Below are 19,829 nucleotides of genomic sequence, written 5' to 3'. Positions count from 1 at the left end.
AATTCTAAGTTCCTAATTGCTCTTCTTCTCCAGTAATGCTAACTCAGCCCCCTTCTTTCAATCTGGTTCCATAACTTAGCTGCGGAACCTAAAATGCTTAGTGCTTAAATTACCTCTCACTTTCTGCCAACAGTGGCAACGCTGAATCTTCCCCTTCAGCAAGCTCATAGCCCCACTTTTTAAGCAGCGGTTTTTCCATGGATTCATCGCGATATTCATCGGGAATAAGAATAGGAATACCATAGATCACCGGGAAATAGCGGTTGCATTCAGGACAGCTCAGGAGTCCCTCCAGGATTTCACCGTCCTCCCTTTCATTAATAATATTTGCATCTAAATCGTGCTTATCGATCGGGCAGCACAGTTTTTCTAACAGTTCTTTTGTCATAGGTCTTCTTTTTGCAACTAATTAAAAAAATAAAAGCAATCCTTCTCTTACCGCCTTTTAGCTTGACCCAAAAGGCCCGTAAAAACTCAAGAGAAATTTAATTTCGGGGTCTGGGAAAATTGCGGGAAAACATATTGGAAAAAGAATAAACGTTTTAACGCAATCAATTAACTTATAGTTATAAATAGAACAACATCTACAATTCCCACCAGCACTTTATTTTCACTAAAAAATCTTACCGATTATTAAGTATTTGTTTATAACTTAAAACCCGCTCCTGGGGCTTATCATCCTTTAAAATTCCTGATATTACTGCCACACCATTAAACTCTAACCCATCAAGTTTGCCAATACTTTCTGGGGTTATCCCACCCGATAAAAATAGTGGTATATCTGTCAGCTCACGTGCTTTTCGCACCGTTTCGGGTTGTACGATCTCACAACTGCCAACCGAAGGCGACGGAAACATGGCACAGAACGAGATGTAATCAACATTGTTTTCTTCGGCCCATCGTACTACATCCAAATCATTACTACAGGTAATGCCCGTAATAAAATCGCTCCCAATTTGCTGACGGATCGTATCAATATCATCTGGAATGGAATCAAAATGCACGCCGTGTGCCTTGGTATTTTTAAGCAGTTTCCAACTCTCATTAACCAATACCGGAACATCATATTTATCCGCTATTGAAATAATATAGGTGACTAACTGTTCACGGTCGGGCTGACGCATACCATCCGACCAGTTGTTCCAGATCTGCAGAATTTCTACGCCGCCTTCCAGCGCCTGTTCTACTTTATCCAGCAATTGGTCATGGTCCATGGCCGGATCTACCACCAAATAAATACCGTTCAAGTTTTCGTCTTTCATAATTCTACAATTAAAACGATTCATCAAGTTTCAAAAAACTTAATCTCCTACTCAAACTAAGGACATATTTACTTCCAGCCCTTTTCCATCGCTTCAAAAAATGCATTCCAGTATGGGTCATTGCCATCAAACTCAAAAGAGGCTTCCTTCCCCTCTTCAATAAGGATCATTCCTTCATTTTTTTCTGTCAATTCACCTACCACCGTCGCGGGTATAGACTGCTCATTAAGATGATTTAAAAGCATTTCTTCCTTTCCTTCTTCTACAGCCATTATCATCGATCCGGCTCCCACACAAAGCCGATGGTCGATCTCAAAAAGCTCGCAAATCTCCTGTGGAGCTTCTCCCACGGGCAGTTTAGCGCTATCCACCCTGAATCCACAGCCCGAAGCTTCAGCCAGCTCAGAAATCCCACCAAGCAAGCCCCCCTCGGTAACATCGTGCATAGCCTTTAATTCCGTGTTGGGCGCCAGCACCTTCGTTGCTTCCAGCGCATCTTGCAGTGATGAAGTCCGATAAAAATTCTCGCGGGCTTGCTCGTAAATATTTTTCCCGCATTCCTGCTGCACTGTTTCGGGAAAACTCATCGCCAATATTGAAGACGATACCAGCGCACTTTCTTTGGTGACTATAATTTTATTGCCGGGCTCGGCTCCATTACTCGTGATGATGTCATCCAATGGCGCCTGCAAAAACATCGTACCGCCGCCCGGGGTCGTAGATTGTTGTCCCGGCACCTGTGCTGTATGTCCGCCGGTAATAGCAATGCCAAGCTCATCACACATCCCGTGGATATGCCCCCAGTAGCTCTTGAATTTCTCCAGGGGAAAATCAGTCGGCAAGTTCAACGTAAACTGGGCGTACTGGGGATCAAATCCAGTAGTCGCCATATCATTGACCAGCAGATGTACCGACAGCCACGCCGACTCTTTGAGACCCAAAGAAGGAATCAATGAGAGTGGATCGCTCGAAGTAGCCAGCCCTTTTCCATTGCCAAGATCTATGACGGCGGTATCCACACCAAACTTGGGGCCTGTAATAACTTCCCTGCGCTGCCGCCCCTTTTGCGATCCAATTATTTCATGAAACAGCTCGCTATTTATTTTTCCGCTATTGTCTTCAAATGCACTCATACTGATCAGAGTTATTCTACATCGGTTAGCTTTACATGCAGTCCGAAAAAATCGCCAATTGGCAATCCCCAGCGCTGTACAGGGAACCACTTCGGCAAGCCGGTGGCCGTCCATTCGATCTCGTACAATCGTCCCTCCAACGCTTCATGGATGGTGTCAATCAGCTTTTTCGGCGTATAAAAATCGGCCGTTTCGTAATAGGGATTTGCTCCAAAAACTTCTTGTACACGTCGGCGGACTACCTTTGTGGAATTGCGATTCATGATACCGAAAATCATTCCGTACTTGCCCACGCGCACCGCCTCACGAATGACTTTTATCGGGTCTTGGTAATAGGCAAAAGTGGCAATGAAAGCGAGCGCATCAAAGGTATTATCCTTAAACGGCATATGATGCGAATCGGCCCACACCAAATCGCCATCAAAATGTTTGTTTCCTTCGCCCAACATAAAAGGCGAAATATCCGCACCGGTAGCTTCGATGCCAATTTCCTGCCACCAACGAGTAAAGCGGGTTGTTCCGCAGCCATATTCCAAGAGGGTTTCTACGCGCTCATCTTTTTTGATGAGCTTCGCCAATACCTTCTTCTGCCAGATTTCAGCCCGCTTATACCTACCTTCGTAGTAATCTTCATATACTTCGGTGTGCTCACGGTTAAAAAACCATTCTTTTCGATCCTGCCACTGTTCAAGCTTTTTTGTGACCAGCTCGAATTTTTTCTTCTGGAGTTTATTGCTCATTGCATCATGCTATGAATTTCAAAATTCAGTTCCGACTGTATGGATAATAACAGGAAGGCAATCAGCCGAAAGAACATAACTTGCAATAAGCAGACTGGTTCCCTACGCTGGTATTATCCAGATCAGGTTTAAGGGTATGATCTCAGCCCGCTAAGTTCCTTAGAGGGCACCCCGTTAAATCCCAAAATACATTTTTTTGAGGTTTACATAAACTATAATAATCGACCCGACAAGTTTTAGGCCTATGCCAGAATATTTTCATTGCCTGAATCGGCTACGAACACACAGGCCGACTGTGTTTCGTCTACATACGATCGCAACTTATCAAAGTCCGGCTCTTCGGGTAGCCCCATTAGATCCAAATCTGCCTGTGGAGCATTTCTCATAATACCTTGAAATGAGCCAATTTCAACGTGAGGAATAGCATCAGGGATTCGCGCTATATCTAACAGGTTTTCAAGGTAGCGATAGGCCTCCTCCACTTGCGATTCTTCTACTACAGTAATAACGCGCATTTTGGCATTCCAGTTAACTTTTAATTTGTAAGCTGTTAACAGTGCCAAATCCATATTTCCCAGCTCCATATTTAAATCCCATTCGGGACCCTGCTCGTGTATCCACACATTAACCGAGGCACTTCGTCCAAGTTGGGCAATGGTATCCTCAACATATAACTGTACCCCCATGTTATTTAAGCGCGCCTGATTGATTATTGACGCTATTTCATCATCATACCTTTTGTGAGCAGGCAATCGCAAAAATAAAATATTAGGCTTGAAAAATGTGCCCTGCAATGTTTGCAGTGAGTTTAACATTGTCTCTTCAAAATTATCCGAATCGATAATACTCCAGCGTGCATAAATATTCTCCCGATTGAATGACATCGCAAAATCCATCAGCGAATCTCTGAAATCACTATCATTATCTGTTTGAGACATACCCACGAGTTTTACCGACCCCTTGGGATATACTAAATTTCGTATTAGACTGAAATTCCCGCGCAACTCCCGGGCACTTCTAACCGGAACTAATAAATTGGCCTTCCAAGCACGTTCATTTTGCTCAGGCAGCGACGACACCCTTTTGGCTGCCCATTCGGCAAGTGATACAAAAAGACCACTGCGCATGTCTCCATACGGCACTTTCAGTTTTCTGTTGGATAGATACAGATAGGTAATGATTACAAACCCCAGTGCAATAAGGCCAAAGGTAGAATTGATAATAAACATCGTAAACAAGCATCCCACCGTTCCTAAAAAGGGCACAAACTTTGGAATTTTGAATGTAGGTCGGAAACTGATCATATCCATACGTTGCTCAATAAACACCACCAGATTGATCATCATATAGGTAATTAAAAAGAACATGGTGATAAGCGGGGCAATGGTATTTAAATCACGAAGCAGTAACGTAGCCAACACTAATCCACCGGTAAGCAAGATAGCATTGCGGGGCTCTCCATTTTCTGCCAGCTCTGAAAACATGTCCCCACCGGGAAAAATTTTGTGATCGCTTAATGCCTGCAAGATGCGCGGGGCTCCCACAATTGATGCCAGTGCCGAAGAAAACGTAGCCCCCAACAACCCGCCCAACACGGCCGGTGACCAAAACGCGTAATCAATCATTACATTATAGTTGCTCACCAGTTCATTAACCGGTGCCACTTTGGCCATCCAATAACCTGTGGTCATATAAATTATATAGCTAATTACAATTGCTGAAAGGGTACCTATGGGTATACTTTTCTTGGGATTTTTGAGCTCACCCGACATATTCGCTCCCGCCATGATTCCTGTAGCCGCCGGGAAAAGAACTGCAAAAACTACCCAGAAACTTACCCCTTCAAAGTTGTTTTCAGGGGCACCAGGAAATGTACCCCACCACTGAATGCTTTGATCCATCGCCCCCGTAAATACCGTAGCTCCCACCGATATCAGCGCACCGACAATAACCGCCAGAATTATATACTGAATGCGAAACGCCAGTTTGGCACTTAAAAAGGCCACCATAAACAGTAACCCAAACACCACAATATCAACCACTATAGCGTAATGATCAGGAAAGATATACAGCCAACCCTCCCTGAAACCGAAGATATACATCGTAATGGCAAAGGTCTGTGCCAGATAAAGGGGCACACCAACGCTGCCACCAACTTCCAACCCCAGCGATTGTGAAATAATGGAATAGGCTCCGCCTGCCTTAATACGAATGTTGGTGGTAATACACGACATGGAGAGTGCGGTGAAGGTCACAATCACAAAAGCCAACGTAATAATCAGCCATCCACCTAACAACCCGGCATTACCGATGACCCAACCCTGACGTAAGAATAGGATAACACCCAGGATGGTAAGCAACGTCGGTACAAAGACCCCGCCGAAAGTGCCATATTTTTGCTGCGCGGTAGATTCCTGTTCCTCTACCTGCTCTTGCAGTGTTGCTTCTCCTAAAGCTTGTTCATCCATATACTATCAATATTCGTTTAGCTGGATGTTTAATACTACCATAACTGACGAAACTGCGAAACTATTATAGCAATTCCGCCAGAAAATTTTGCTCAGGGCACGGGACACAATCCCATGGCTACCTGTACCAAAAAAGATCCTACAATTAGTCCTACGGCAATAGTCATCACTATAAAACCCGGCGTTAGTATCGAGTTTTCAGCAGTATTATTTCTAAAAAAGCGTATCATAGGGCTATTTCTTTTTAAGATATTGCAACGAAAAGTAACCCTGTTTGTCAGTCCAAACTTTCTCTACCGAATACCACTTGCTGACCAACTCTTCAAAATCATTTAAACTATATTTGTACGAATTTTCGGTATGGATAGATTCTCCCTCATCAAATTGAAAAATAGTATCACCAATAGAAACTGTCTGCTCCTCAGTTGATACCAAGTGCATCTCAACACGTCCGGCATCTTCATTGTAAAAAGCATTGTGACTGAACTTTTTGGTATCAAAATTGGCGCCCAGTTTTCGATTTATGTGCTTCAACATATTTTTATTAAATGCTTCCGTTACCCCTTCCCGATCATTATATGCAGCCTCTAAAATTGCCTTGTCTTTCTTTAGGTCCACCCCAACAAGCATTTCAGCATCATTCGTAGTAATAGTTGCAATATTATCTATAAACGCTTTTGCCTCTTCCGGTGAAAAGTTGCCAATAGTTGATCCCGGAAAAAAGACCACCTGCTTTTGATTGGAAGAATCAGAAACAGGTAAATCGAACTGAGAAGTATAATCAGCAAAAACAGGTATTATTGATATTCGAGGATATTCGATCCGAAGCTGGTTGGCCGTCTTGAGTAAATATTCTTCGGAAATATCAACCGGAATATAGGTAGACAGTTCAGAGAGTTCTTCAAGCAAAAATCGGGTTTTATAACTGTTGCCACTACCCAATTCTATCAGCATGACATTCGAGCCAATATAATCAGCTATCTCTTTAATATTTTCTTTCAGGATCTCCTTTTCACAATCCGTCAAATAATATTCATCAAGGTAGGTAATCTGTTCAAACAAATCGGACCCATGCTGATCATAAAAATACTTGCTGGGCAATTGTTTCTGTTCCCTTGATAACCCCGACACTACCTCATTGAGCATCGAAGATTGGTCTACAGCCGATAGATTATTCATACAAAAACCTTTAGCTATTCGCGGTCTTGACTACATACAATTAACGCGCAGCCTCCTTATTATCGTTCTCGATAAAAGTAAATCTTCTTGTTTTCCGAATCTTTACCACTTCTAATCTTAACACCCTTTTTTTGATTATACTGATAAACCGCAGTGCGCATTGAGTTTACACTTTTTTCGTCTTCATAGTCAACCTCAATGGCATCTCCCCCTACTTCTAATTTGTCCAGGGCCTCCAATAACGGCTTAAACTTGGAAGACCTTCGTTTGGAAGTATAAATTTTTTCTCGATCTACGAATTTAATATCCATGTACATATATCTTTTAAGGAATTCTCAACATAACCTGATAGAAGATATAATTTATTTTATAAGATAACATACATCACTAATATAAAAGCTATTTAGTAAAATTAATTCATCTTTAAGACCACAAATAAAAAAGGCTTGCAGAAAATTCTGCAAGCCTTTTAAAATATATCCTAAAATAAATCTATGATTTACTGAATTTCATAAAACTGTTTATAAACGTAATCCCAAAAATCTGCTAAATTTGACCCTTTATTATGTGGGTTTTTAGATTTTGTTGATTTCATCGCATCAAGGCAGGCTTTTTCTTTTGCATCATAATATGCTTTTAACTGGTGTGCCGTTGGATCTTCAATCATTTCTTCAAACTTTTCCACTTTCTCTGGCATAAGACAATTGCTTTAGTTCATTTATTGGTATAACGCAGAAATTGGGTAAAAAATTTCCGAGGGATTTCAAATAAAGCAGTTTACCACTGATATTGCAATAATTTCAGCTTTTTCATATAAAGGAAAACCACTCTATAATAAACACTTCAATATTTCGCTTCTGAGTATTTCAATAAGCCACAAAAAGGAATTTTTAAATGCTACTCATAGTTTTATAAAATTGACGGATATCAAAAAGTAAAGGTTCTTTAAAATTTACTAATCCCTTGCCATTCTCGAGCTTAGATGCTGCATCTTCCAGTTTGTATTCACTAGATGGGGTTCCCAAAAAGTTAACTAGTGCTTTTTTATCCTTTGTTTTTATATTCAAACAGACAGGTATTTTAACTTGCGAGGAGAAATCAAAGTCGCCTTTTCTAAAATCTTCAATTCCTTGAGTTAACATCACCACAACCACCCCTTTTGATCTTATCACACGGAGTAATTGTTCTAAAATTTTTCTAGCATTCTTGTTTTTGAGATATACATGTGCCTCATCAATTACAATTACATATCTTAAGGGTTTAATGCTTGATGATTTTTTAGGCTGGGTATCATCTGACTTACTAAACATTTCCAACAAATATTTTAAAACCAAGAAAACACAAAGTTGTCTAGTTGTATCAGCTAAAGTAATTGGGAGATTCAAGTAGACACTTTCATCAAAAATACGTTTAGTTGATTCCTCGCTACGATTAAATAATCCGCTAGACAACTTTGAAATTGTACTTAAAAGTGAATCTGGTGATATGTTATTCTCGCTGTAATACTCTTCAAGTCTATTTGATATTTCATTTAAACTTGGATGTACGCGATCGGCAGAATCAAAACAGTCTTTAATTACTTTTTTTAAATGATGTTCTTGTTTAACACCTATTTGTGTTTCAATTGCTCTTACACTATCAATAAATGATTGGATTTGGAAGTTCTGTTCTCTCTCAGAGTCAAGACTAATATATTCTAGTGGATTAAAATCAAATTGATCATTTAATAAATCGATAAATTTTGCGCTAGTTGAATCCAAAAATTGATCTAAAGAATCTGGATCTCCTTCCCCCTTATAATCAAAAAATATGTAATTAAGCTTTTGATTTGTATTACTACTTATTTGGTATAATATATCCTTAATTAATTGGGTTTTACCAGCCCCAGTCATACCAGCAATAGCTATATGATGGCTATCGAATTCATTTAAATCATTTAAAGGAATGTTCACCTTATTATCTTCCGAACTACCTAGTTCAAATTCTACTAGATTATTATAAACTGGGAAATCCCAATTTTCCTTTTTCGTATACCCTTTTGGAGAATCATTTTTTCCAATTAAATCCAAACTATCATTTACTAAGCTTGCTAAATGCTCAATATGTTCACCTTTTGTAATATTTAGTTCTTCTATCTCATTCTTCAAAGCTGCTAAACCATGATCTAGATGAAGTTTAAAATACTGTGAAAACTGTTCTTCAGTAGTACGCCCCCCGTAATATTCATCTAGTATCGCTTTGAAAACCGGATAATAATTTTTACCACTTTGAGAAGTGCCAAATATTGCTTTTCCGTCTCTAAATTCTTTCCCATCTGAAGGAATATCTTCAGCATCTTTAGGTGCAAACTCTTTACCCTTCTTTAAACTATATACAAATGCAATTCTAGATATAATTCCGTCATATTTAAAATCAAATATATTAGTTAGCTCTGTAATCAGCTCATCTTGTTTCTTACTTCTCTTAATTCTCATAATTTCCGAAATATCCTTGCTTAAAACTTGTCTGATTATTCTTATTCATAAGTAAATATGAAGCTGCAATTTGGTCTTCTATAATTTTCTTCCTAGCAGGTGGAATTTCACTACTTGTAGTCATTAATATCACCTGATCAGCTAAATTAGGATAAAAATACTCGAGTATATTTCTAATATGTTCCTCGTCTAGCCTACCAAGTGGGGTATCAATTACAATCGGAAAATTTTGAATTGCTTCATTAAGAAGAGCCTTTATCAAAGAAGATATATATAATTGCTTTTCACCTTCTGATAATGACTCTTTTCTGAATTTTTTTCCTTCTGAATCAAATAATTCAATCTTCAAGCCCTCATTATCTGGTAATGGATTTACTGAAACATCCGAAATTAAATCAGTATCTCTATTTGCCAGCTTGTGCATTAATACCCTTAGTTCATCAAGAATATTATTTGAAAGTCGTTCAGATTTTTCCTTTTTCTCTTGAACAATAAAGTCATTCAATAAATCAATATAGGCTTCTATAATATCAATTTCCTTTTGTCTCTTTTTGGAAAGAGCACTTTTCTTTAAAAGTATTTTTTTATTTTTCTTGAGTTGCTTTATATCATCTTCCATTTTTTTTATTTCATTTTCAGCAACTCCAATTTCCTTGTTGTGCTTCTCAATTTGATTACTTGCTCGTAATTTCCTATCACGATAAGTTATCACCTCATCATCCGCAGCCTCCGATTCAAATTGGCGTATTTTAGAATTTACCTCATTAAGTTCATTGTTAAGTGCAATTAGATCTTTTGTATGAACCTTAAAAGATTTATCGATATTGCCCTGAATCAAATTATATGTATCTTCTATAAGCTGTTGATCAGAATTTGTAAGATCATGATAGAATTTTAGCGATGCTTCCTCCTCATTATCATTAGCAAAAACACTTTTTACTACTTTCTTAGCCTTCTCAGCATAAAATGATTTGGCTGAAAATGACATATCCTCACTAGGTGGAAATTCAGGTTTATTGAATAGTTTTTCTACGAATCGTTCGGCCTTATTCTCTATAGAATTCTCTTCCTTATTTTTCAATTCTATAGACTCTTGTTTATTTAAGTGTGCTACTGTCTCTTCTATTAAATTAGAAACAAGACCAAAAGGTATTATTTCTGCGATTTCTCCAAACCTTTCTTCAGCATCATTTATTTCAGCTTCTAATTTTGACTTTCTTTCATGCAGTTTATTTACAGCTTCAATAGAATCTTTTGTCCCAACCCGATCATTAATAAACTCATTGTATTGATCAATTTTATTTTCCAGGTCAGTTATTGTCTCTTCTAACTCTGCAATTCTCTTTTCATGTTTCTCGATATTGGCACTCTTTAACTTTATAGTAGATTCCGCATCAATTATTTGATCTCTAATATTCCCAGTAGCTCCTTCCTTCTTCAGATTATCTGAATATAGCCTCAAATCCTCTACCAGATTTTCATAAATATCAAGACCTAGAATATTACCCAATGCATCATTCATTAACTCACCTTCTTCCCGGGTAGAAAGTTCTGCCATTTGTGCTATTTTCTCGGCATCAAAAAACACAAATTTAGTTGCATCCAGAGGTATCAGGTAATCATTTATAAAGTTTATTTTATCTTCCTCCTCCTTAAATAAGCCATTATTATGATTAGGAATTGAAACTAATAGGTCTTCTTCAAGTGTTTCAGTATTTACACTTCTCTTTATTCTACATGATGATGCCTCTTGATTAAAAGAATCCGGTAAGTTTAAATCTTGAAATTCTATTTCTACAGAATATTCAACCTGTCCTTCTTTTTTTGCATCCCAATTTAATGTATTCTTTAAAAATTTAGGATAGTTACCATCCTTATGAATTTGTTTTCTAAAAAGGGAATCAGTTTTCGAAATTCTATCTCCATAAAGGCACCAAACAAACGCGAGAAGAAGATTCGTTTTACCATATCCATTCTTTCCACCAATTAAGATTATATTTTCTTCTGAATTCGTGGTCAGATCAATTTCATTAACTCCATAATATTGTCGATAATTCTGGAGTCGTACCTTTTTAATCTTCATTAATAACCCTATTTATTTCCTTTGAGATTGTTTGTTGCATCGAAGCCTTCCTCTTTAAGAGTTTTTTTATTTTTTCAGCTTTTATCAGCCTCTTAAGAGAATCATGATCTATTTTATGCTCCTCACATAATTTTTTTAACCTATCTTCTTGATTATTTTTTATCTCTTCAACTCTTTTCATCATTAAATCTCACAATATTATTACTATTTACTACTAAGTCTCCTTTATCAATCTTATTATCCAAAGAAGATTTCACTTGTACTTCTAGTACCTCATTATCTTTGCTAATATTTTTTAAAACATTATCATAATAGTCAGGTATATATTTTTCTAATCTTTTTTTAGAAAAAACAAAACCATTAAGGTTATTAAATTCAGTATCCTCATTTTTATAGTCTTTATCATTTAGTCCTAAAAACCCTTCTCCAAAAAATTCAAAGCGTTTTGAATCGTCTAATTTTAAATTTGAGTAAATTACCTGAGTAGTAGTATCCCGATACTTGTTTACATGATCTGTTATCACAGACATGTGTTGGGGCTTATCCTTTTTTACTAAAAATTCTTCAATAATATCCCTTATTGTCCCCCCCTTAAATTCAGTGAATGTTCGCTCCCATTTTTTTAGTGCATAAGTACTGCTCCTACCAATATGAATAAATATCGCTTTATAGTTATTTATGATTCCACTTAAAGCTTGAAGGTTATCACTATAATCAATGTCAGGATAGAGTTCATTTATTTTTTCATTTATTTCAGTTACATGATATCCATTTTTATCGTACCCCAGCTTTTCAAGAGCTTCCTCTATAATTTCATAATTATATTTCTTTTTATTTCTTTCAAATATTATTTCTCCATTTAAATTGATCAGCAATTCGAACTCATTATTTATAATAATCTTGCAAGGCTTTTCTAATACTGAAATTAGATCTAAATCAGTAGACTTTGTAAACCTAAAGATATATGCTCTCAAATTTAAAGTATAACTATCCTTTATATCATCACTTAAGCGTTTTTTTATATCTTTGATAAATTTAGTTGGGGAAAACTCATTAAGTAGCTGTTTAGAAAAGAGATAAGGATACTCAAGCGACAAATATTTCTTTCGTTGCTGTTGAGAATGAAAATTTAGCTCATAACCTAAAAAGTCATAAGAGTTTCTGCAGAAGAGGTGGAATATTTTAGTAATAAAAAGGCTATTAAAAGAAGTACCTTCTGAGTCATTAATTTCCTTAACTTTTGAATCAGAAATAAAAATAAATCCAGTTTCAAAATCTAAATCATATATATTTTCTATATCAACTGAATAAGACAGTGGCTGAATAAATTGAAATTTGTCGTTGAACTCCTCTATTAAGTTATTTCTTATTTGCCTAACTCTCTCTCGGGTAAGCCCAACCTCTTCTCCTATTTCCTCTAAAGTAGCTCTCGTATGTTCCTGATAATAATTTAAATAATTATTAAAAATGTAGTGTTCTGTTTCGTTAAACCCTATCCCTAAGTTTATCACTTTAGCACAAAATTTAAACACAGGAAATTTGTTATGTTTGTTTCTTAACTCTTCCCAGATACTAATTAGCTCTTCATTCTGAGAAAAATTTTTATCAAAATCGTTTTTTATTAAAAACCCTTTGATATCCTCAACATCCCTATTGTTGTATACCTTTTGAACTAAATCACCAACCTGTTTTTGAAAATTTTTAACTTCTCTGATCAATTTTTCATTCGAAAGGGTTTCTTCCTTTAAAAAAGAAGAGATTTCTATATCTAAGAATTCTGAGCAAATTTTAGACAAGCTTGGATTAACCTCTAAAAACTCATTCACATGTTTAATCGCTTTTTTAGAAAGGCGACCTTTATACTCCTTGAAATAGTTTATAATTATTTGCTTTTGACTTCTATTTAAATCCTTCTCTAAACTAGCATAGTTTATATTCTTAACTATTTCATATTCAAGACTTCCGTACTTTTTGCATATAGCAACTAACTGATCAGAAGTCTTATTCCCGCAACTCTTTAGTTTCTTAAAATCACCATGAGCTTGATAATAAGAAAGTAGACTCGAAAGATTATTGAATTTCTCTCTCTCAAGTAAATTTGAGGCTCTTGTACTAAGATTTTCTTTAGCAATAAGCTCTTCTATAGAAAGGTCTGTAATGATTTTCATTTCCTAATAACGCCAACTCTATGATTTTTACATTCCGAATATTATTTAAAAAAAATAAAGAACTTTAAAAAACACCGTTATTATACAACTAAATGTGAGTATTTCTTTCCGAGAAAAGAAATCTGACCTTGATCTGATAAGTAACAGTTTTACTTCGAGATGAATAATTTAATGTTATTATATTTATTATAGGTAGAAGATAAGAACCAAAAAGTAGACCAAAGACTGGAATAATTTTTATGGAAACACAGAAACTTCTTACTAACCGGCAAATTTGCCGGATTTTAGTAATGGTATAATTATTGACAGCAAAGAGATCGGCCCTTAAAAGCGAAATTTAATTTACACTCTAATTTAAGGGGTTTCAAACCATATAATTGGTAAAACAACCATAACAAAAGGGTTTTCTTAAAGTAGCTGGCTCTTTAACTCCACATGAATGGCAAACACTTTCTTGATAATCTGGGTTTTGAAAATCCATCCAAACCGAAAAGCAACTCTGGCAATAAGGTCGTCCAATATCAAAAGAGATCTTAGTTTCGCATCGAATACAAAACCCGTAGTCACCACTACTCTTTTGTGTTTGAACTGAATTAGAGTATTGACGATTAGATCCTACCAATTCAGATGAATCAATGATAGAAAAAGCTTCTTGTTTGGCTTTGTTAAAGAAATCATGATCATTATTTCTCTGAATAAAAACCCCCATCTCACGATTGTTTCGTTGAGAATAGGCATACATATTCATGGAACAAACGACCATATCCACTTCATTGAAATAACATTTCGCATGAAGATTGTGACAGTAAAGTAGCTCCAATTGGGGAATCTCAGCAAATGTGTAAAATTCATTACTCTTAAGTCGTTTCTTTCCAAAAACTATAGTGATGTTTACACCTCGTCTGGAGGCTTCAATCATCCGATTATAAAAAGTCTCTGAAAGTTGATAGTAAGGTGATATAAGTATGAGCTCTTGTTTTGAATAATTTATTATATCCTCAAGCTTTGATGAAATGCCAATTGTAGTTAAGAATTCTGCCATTTTCCCCTTATATAAATTTATTAATAAATCAGATTAGGAGAATATATAAACGTTTTTTGTAAATTACCCTCTTATATAAACGTTTTTTATAAAAAGTAATCAATTTTGGCAATATTAGTATCAAAATAATTGGTAATCGATATGTATAAATTATGCCCAAAAATAATCGATTTTCAGATAATGTAACCGTTTTTCGTAAATATACCCTTCCTGAAACTAACATGAAGCTGGCTGGGTATAGTGCATTAATTTACCGGTATGATTTAGAAGTACCATTACCTGAACTTCTTTCTGCAATAAGTGAGAAACACAGAAGCTATACAGAAGGTAAATGGCAGGTATTTAGGACAGTACAGGAACCAGACCAAACCTTACTTGGGCATTTAACTTTTGCTTTTAGATATGAAGGAATTGACCTACTGATCTTAAAAAATCTCTTTGAAGAAATAGAGAAGACTGAAATTGAGACTATCGTTCAGGATCAACCCACCGGCCGTAATAGCCGGCGTATATGGTTTTTCTATGAATGGTTGATGGAAGAAAAACTTAATATAGAAGATGCTAAATCAGGCAACTATACCGAGGCCTTAGATCCTGCGTTACAATATCCCGGACCTAAAGAACGATCGAAGCGCCATAGAGTTTGGAATAACTTACCAGGAAATAGGGATTTTTGCCCATTGGTAAGACGGACAGAAAAGCTCGAAAACATTAGTGTTGAGGACTTAGAAAAAAAAGTAAAAAACACGATAGGTAAGGTTCATCCTGATTTATTATCACGTGCTGCAGCATTTCTTCTGCTCAAAGATTCCAAAGCCTCCTATGCCATTGAGGGCGAAACACCTCCAGAAAATCGTGCGGAACGTTGGGGCAAGGCCATTGGTCAGGCTGGCCAGAAAGACCTTACAAAGGATGAATTACTACGACTACAAGAGATTGTCATAGAAGATCGGCGATTTGTAGATATGGGCTGGCGCCAGGAAGGAGGATTTATAGGCGTCCATAATAGAGTGAATAGCAAGCCGGTTCCAGATCATATTTCTGCAAAGTGGCAAGATCTCCCCCAACTCATGGAAGGTTTACTAAAAACGAACCAATCACTAATTGATAGTGACTATGATCCGGTATTAGCAGCCACTCTCATTGCTTTTGGCTTCGTATTTATCCATCCCTTCGCAGACGGAAACGGTCGTGTACATCGATACTTAATACATCATGTGTTAGCAAAGAAAGGGTTTGCCCCCAAAGGACTTATTTTTCCTGTTTCAGCAGTTATTCTTGACCGGATTGATGAGTATAGGGAGGTACTGGAATCTTATTCCAAGCTACAGCTTGACTTCATTGAATGGGAGGCAACACCAGATGGAAATGTCGAAGTCTTAAATGACACGATTGATCTATACAGATACTTTGATGCTACCAAACATGCTGAATTTCTATATGAATGCGTAGAGGAAACGGTTACCGATACGTTACCGGAAGAAGTTCAGTACCTGGAGCGACATGACAAGATGAGAACGTTTATAGCAGAGCATTTTGATATGCCTGATAAGGATATGGAAAACCTTATAGGATTCTTACGTCAAAATGATGGCACGTTATCCAAGCGTGCACGGACTAAAGAATTTGAGGCGTTGACCGAAGATGAAGTGACTATGTTAGAGGGGAAATATCAAAAAATATTTAACAACTAATTAAATTCTGTATTACTACCTAATAAATAGTCCCATGGATAAATCATTATATAAATAACAGTCTTATTCAATTTATCCGAAAAATACTTTCAGCTATTCAGACTTACCTGATTGAAAATTTCTCTCAACAAAAATACATGTCCGAATATTTTATTTTACACTATTTTTCTTGTTGAATCTCTTTATACTTTTGTTTTACTACTTCAGCAAATTTTTTTGAAGCTTTACTCCGATATCCCCCATTTCTCCACAATAAGCCAACAGTTCGACGCGGAATTGGATCCCTCAACTTTATAGCTTTTAACCCATTGGATACTTTCATTTGCATAGTCAATGCAGGCAAAATTGTCCCAACAGTAATGTTCTTTTCTAAAGCAGCAAGAAGACCACTGATAGTATTCATTTCAATTTGTACTTCAGGACTTATCTTAGTTTCTGAAACACAATCTTCCCAAATGCGTCGTGTACAATACCCCTCAGGAAGCAGAATCAATTTTTGCTTATCAAGCGAATCCACATTCATCCAAGCCTTTTCTGCAAATTCATGATTTGAATTAACAATTAGTAGTAAATCTTCCTCAAATAATGCATCAAATGTTAACGACTGCTCTACAGTTGGATTAAAACTTATTCCCACATCCAACTCATGATTGTGAACCTTTTGCTCAATTTCCGGCGCAGACAATTCCTGAATTTTAAGCTGAATATCTGGAAACTGAGACGAAAAAAATGATACTACGCGAGGCATCAAATAAGCATTCACAGTTTGCACCACACCAACAGTAATAGTACCTCGATAGAGCTCTTCTAATTCATCTATAGCTGTTCTAACCCCATCTACTTCCTTAACAATTCGTTGTGCACGCTTATGTAGCAGCTTTCCTGCTTCAGTAAATTTGAGTCTATGGCCAGAACGGTCAAATAACGATACCCCGAGTTCCTCTTCCATACTTTTTACCTGTTGCGAAAGTGCTGATTGCGAAATAAAAAGTTTGTCTGCAGCTGCTGTGAAGGTGCCTTCTTTAGCAATTGAAAGTAAATATCTGAACTGTCGTAACTCCATAATCACTATAAGTTTTACTTATATAAGTCAGAAGTAAATATCGATAGACTTATACTTAAAAACCAGCCATCTTTAGATTCAATTAAAAATAACATAGAAACAACTCATGAGACTACGATATTCACTCTTTGCCCTTTTTACCTTGACGATAAGCCTATTCTCTTCAGCCTGTTTGTATGCTCAAAAAGCTAGTGAGCAACAAATTTCAGAGCTTAATACCACAAATATGAATATTACAGATGCCAGTATTACCTATCAAAATACAACAGATCAATTAGTTTTTCGGATGATAGTTGAAGGAACAGCAGGAGAAACTAAACCTGAACCTGCTGGACAACTAAATGGTGCCCCTGTGCTTGGCTATGTATTTCCGACTACCCTTAATCCATCTTCAGTAGGTTTTGGTAAAACAGAAGGCATTTTAGCCCTTGCTATAACCTCCCATCCAGACTTTGATGACACACCACTCTGGGATGAAAATGGAGATCACAACTACGATAATGACGGTAGATGCTTTCATACACACTGGGTAGTCCTCATAAAGGATGATCGGTTAAATGGGAGATTATCTGTCAAAGAATTCAAAGAGGAAGATCAAAGCGTAGTACTCCCTCCCACTAATCCCGGCATGCCAATCTATCTGGATTCGCCCGGATTCCCTGTAAACTTCCACGATAATAGTTTGACTGTTGTCGTGCCTTCCCAGCGGATTAGTAATAAGAAGACATTCAGCTTCGACGGCGTAGCTGCTTATATGGAAGTTTCAACCGAAGATAACCAACCTATGTTAGGGGTATATAAAGTATTCAAGGTACTTTCAAAAGATCTAAGCTTACCTTATTCAGTAGAACAGAAGTAATAGTTTTGACAACAAGGCGATGTGACCGAGTGGCAGGTGGAAGCTTGCAAAGCTTCTTACGGTGGTTCGAATCCACCCATCGCCTCTAATCTTTTCAGTTGATAGTTTACCATGAATAATTCGATTAAAAAGAATATCCAGCAAGTCAAAAGCCGTATTGGCCAAGCTTGTCGACGAGTGGGACGTGACCCTAACGAAATTCAAATAATCCTTGCTACAAAGACAGTTGACACCCAATGTATTTTAAAAGCAGCTGAACTCGGTTACTCTATAATCGGTGAAAATAGAGTGCAAGAAGCACGGCGAAAAATTAAGGAAATGGGAAAGAAAGCTAATGAGCTTAATTGGCATTATATCGGTCATATGCAAAGCAATAAAGTAAATAAGGTAATACGATTTGCTACAATGGTCCAATCCATTGATCGCATGAAAATTGTGCGTAAAATGAATCGCAGACTCAAAAAGGTTGATAAAACTATGGATGTCTTGATTCAGGTAAATACTTCTGGAGAAGATAGTAAGTACGGCATTCATCCAAATGATGCTATTAATTTCGTCAGACAAGCCGCCAAGTTTGATCGACTAAATATTATGGGATTAATGACTATAGGCCTTTTCTCGGATGACTGGGCAAGAGTACGTGAAGGCTTTATTCAGTTGCGACAATTACGAGAAACTATTTCTGACCAAAACATTCCGGATGTACAAATGCAACATCTTTCAATGGGAATGACTAACGATTTTGAATTGGCCATAGAGGAAGGTGCAACGATGATCAGAATAGGTCGGGCAATTTTTGGCGAACGCAATACCCCTGATTCTTATTACTGGCCGGGCATCGATACGGCTGCCTATTCATCAGATTAGAGATCGAACAAGACGATGCAATAGTAAAAAGCTAAATCAAAATGAACATACACTATCTGCAACATGTCCCCTTTGAAGGACCAGGTGCTATCAAATCATGGGCTGAAGAGCGAAACCATAAACTAACTGACACACAACTGTATGAATCCCAAAACCTACCGTCAGTTGAAGGTATCGGGGCATTGATTATCATGGGTGGACCGATGGGAGTCTATGACGAGCAGGATTACCCTTGGTTAAAAAAAGAGAAGGCATTCATAAAAGAGTGTATTAATAGCCAGAAAAAAGTGCTTGGAATTTGTTTAGGAGCACAACTTATCGCTAATGCATTAGGAGCAAAAGTAGTAACTCTCTTGGAGAAAGAGATAGGCTGGTTTCCAATTCAATGGTCCTCATCTGCTCTAAACCATCCCATGTTAAACTTCTTGCCTCCTCAACAAATGGTTTTCCACTGGCATGGTGATATGTTTTATCTACCTCAGAATGCTATCAGCATAGGTAAAAGTGAAGGCTGCGAAAACCAAGGCTTTATGCTTGATGATTATGTCTTGGGCCTCCAATTTCATTTAGAAATAACACAAGAGGGACTGTCAAAATTAGTAAATAATTCCCAGGGTGACCTTGAAAACGGTCGATTTATGCAAGATGCTGACCATATACTTAGCGAGGGCTGTTTTGAGCAAAATCATAATACAATGTATCAATTACTTGACCGCTTCTTACAGTAGCATCTGTCTCCTGTAGGATATCCCTTAAGGCTCCATCAAATAAAGGGAGTTGATATAGACCAGCCTTAT

19 protein-coding genes, 1 tRNA gene and 1 riboswitch are annotated in these 19,829 nt (G+C 37.1%); of the genes, 5 read left to right on the top strand and 15 right to left on the bottom strand.

Annotated features, from left to right (window positions below):
• Positions 1 to 109: 109 nt before the first annotated feature.
• The 14 genes from AAFH98_RS06045 to AAFH98_RS05985 form a co-directional block, all read right to left on the bottom strand.
• Positions 110 to 388 (bottom strand): Trm112 family protein, encoded by a 279-nt coding sequence (locus AAFH98_RS06045; protein ID WP_342521795.1) that lies wholly within the window; start codon positions 386 to 388, stop codon positions 110 to 112.
• Between the two features lie 235 nt (positions 389 to 623).
• Positions 624 to 1,262, bottom strand: a complete 639-nt coding sequence (locus AAFH98_RS06040) for a thiamine phosphate synthase (protein ID WP_342521794.1) — start codon at positions 1,260 to 1,262, stop codon at positions 624 to 626.
• Between the two features lie 68 nt (positions 1,263 to 1,330).
• Positions 1,331 to 2,395, bottom strand: coding sequence for an AIR synthase-related protein (locus tag AAFH98_RS06035; protein WP_342521793.1), 1,065 nt, complete (start codon positions 2,393 to 2,395; stop codon positions 1,331 to 1,333).
• An 11-nt stretch (positions 2,396 to 2,406) separates the two neighbouring features.
• The gene (locus AAFH98_RS06030; RefSeq protein WP_342521792.1) at positions 2,407 to 3,135 is read right to left on the bottom strand and encodes a class I SAM-dependent methyltransferase; all 729 of its coding nucleotides are present in this window, start codon (positions 3,133 to 3,135) and stop codon (positions 2,407 to 2,409) included.
• An 82-nt stretch (positions 3,136 to 3,217) separates the two neighbouring features.
• A riboswitch (TPP riboswitch) is annotated at positions 3,218 to 3,319 on the bottom strand.
• 58 nt (positions 3,320 to 3,377) lie between these two features.
• Positions 3,378 to 5,603 carry an amino acid permease gene (locus tag AAFH98_RS06025; protein ID WP_342521791.1) on the bottom strand — a complete coding sequence of 742 codons (2,226 nt, stop codon included), beginning with the start codon at positions 5,601 to 5,603 and terminating at the stop codon, positions 3,378 to 3,380.
• A 92-nt stretch (positions 5,604 to 5,695) separates the two neighbouring features.
• On the bottom strand, positions 5,696 to 5,833 hold the full coding sequence (locus tag AAFH98_RS06020) for a hypothetical protein (RefSeq protein ID WP_342521790.1): 138 nt from the start codon (positions 5,831 to 5,833) through the stop codon (positions 5,696 to 5,698).
• A gap of 4 nt (positions 5,834 to 5,837) precedes the next feature.
• A complete protein-coding gene (egtD, locus tag AAFH98_RS06015; RefSeq protein ID WP_342521789.1) occupies positions 5,838 to 6,782 on the bottom strand; it encodes an L-histidine N(alpha)-methyltransferase in 945 nt (314 codons plus the stop codon).
• A gap of 59 nt (positions 6,783 to 6,841) precedes the next feature.
• A complete protein-coding gene (locus AAFH98_RS06010) occupies positions 6,842 to 7,093 on the bottom strand; it encodes a hypothetical protein (RefSeq protein ID WP_342521788.1) in 252 nt (83 codons plus the stop codon).
• Positions 7,094 to 7,281: 188 nt separating this feature from the next.
• Entirely contained in the window at positions 7,282 to 7,479 is a 198-nt protein-coding gene (locus AAFH98_RS06005; RefSeq protein WP_342521787.1) for a hypothetical protein, read from the bottom strand.
• 193 nt (positions 7,480 to 7,672) lie between these two features.
• Positions 7,673 to 9,256, bottom strand: a complete 1,584-nt coding sequence (locus AAFH98_RS06000; protein WP_342521786.1) for a DndE family protein — start codon at positions 9,254 to 9,256, stop codon at positions 7,673 to 7,675.
• Positions 9,246 to 11,339, bottom strand: a complete 2,094-nt coding sequence (dndD, locus tag AAFH98_RS05995) for a DNA sulfur modification protein DndD (RefSeq protein ID WP_342521785.1) — start codon at positions 11,337 to 11,339, stop codon at positions 9,246 to 9,248. Before dndD ends, AAFH98_RS06000 begins: the two co-directional genes overlap by 11 nt.
• Entirely contained in the window at positions 11,329 to 11,520 is a 192-nt protein-coding gene (locus AAFH98_RS15075; protein ID WP_407935490.1) for a DNA modification system-associated small protein, read from the bottom strand. Before AAFH98_RS15075 ends, dndD begins: the two co-directional genes overlap by 11 nt.
• Positions 11,507 to 13,507 (bottom strand): sigma factor-like helix-turn-helix DNA-binding protein, encoded by a 2,001-nt coding sequence (locus AAFH98_RS05990; protein WP_342521784.1) that lies wholly within the window; start codon positions 13,505 to 13,507, stop codon positions 11,507 to 11,509. Before AAFH98_RS05990 ends, AAFH98_RS15075 begins: the two co-directional genes overlap by 14 nt.
• Before the next feature lie 364 nt (positions 13,508 to 13,871).
• Positions 13,872 to 14,549 (bottom strand): phospholipase D-like domain-containing protein, encoded by a 678-nt coding sequence (locus tag AAFH98_RS05985; RefSeq protein WP_342521783.1) that lies wholly within the window; start codon positions 14,547 to 14,549, stop codon positions 13,872 to 13,874.
• Between the two features lie 152 nt (positions 14,550 to 14,701).
• Between AAFH98_RS05985 and AAFH98_RS05980 the strand changes: the two genes are divergently transcribed.
• Entirely contained in the window at positions 14,702 to 16,243 is a 1,542-nt protein-coding gene (locus AAFH98_RS05980) for a Fic family protein (protein WP_342521782.1), read from the top strand.
• Between the two features lie 160 nt (positions 16,244 to 16,403).
• Here AAFH98_RS05980 and AAFH98_RS05975 read toward each other — a convergent pair whose 3' ends face one another.
• Complete coding sequence (locus tag AAFH98_RS05975; protein WP_342521781.1) at positions 16,404 to 17,306, bottom strand: LysR substrate-binding domain-containing protein; 903 nt, start codon at positions 17,304 to 17,306, stop codon at positions 16,404 to 16,406.
• A 106-nt stretch (positions 17,307 to 17,412) separates the two neighbouring features.
• Here AAFH98_RS05975 and AAFH98_RS05970 point away from each other — a divergent pair, with 106 nt between their 5' ends.
• From AAFH98_RS05970 to AAFH98_RS05955, 4 genes are all read left to right on the top strand, one after another.
• On the top strand, positions 17,413 to 18,165 hold the full coding sequence (locus tag AAFH98_RS05970; RefSeq protein WP_342521780.1) for a hypothetical protein: 753 nt from the start codon (positions 17,413 to 17,415) through the stop codon (positions 18,163 to 18,165).
• 15 nt (positions 18,166 to 18,180) lie between these two features.
• Positions 18,181 to 18,250: transfer RNA gene (locus AAFH98_RS05965), tRNA-Cys, on the top strand.
• Positions 18,251 to 18,276: 26 nt separating this feature from the next.
• The gene (locus tag AAFH98_RS05960; RefSeq protein ID WP_342521779.1) at positions 18,277 to 19,032 is read left to right on the top strand and encodes a YggS family pyridoxal phosphate-dependent enzyme; all 756 of its coding nucleotides are present in this window, start codon (positions 18,277 to 18,279) and stop codon (positions 19,030 to 19,032) included.
• A gap of 41 nt (positions 19,033 to 19,073) precedes the next feature.
• Positions 19,074 to 19,760, top strand: coding sequence for a type 1 glutamine amidotransferase (locus AAFH98_RS05955; RefSeq protein ID WP_342521778.1), 687 nt, complete (start codon positions 19,074 to 19,076; stop codon positions 19,758 to 19,760).
• Positions 19,761 to 19,829 lie beyond the last annotated feature (69 nt).

The organism is Fodinibius sp. Rm-B-1B1-1 (assembly GCF_038594945.1).
Classification (GTDB): domain Bacteria; phylum Bacteroidota; class Rhodothermia; order Balneolales; family Balneolaceae; genus Fodinibius; species Fodinibius alkaliphilus.
Note: the sequence above shows the minus strand (reverse complement) of the source record. Positions and strands in the feature narration are given on the sequence as shown.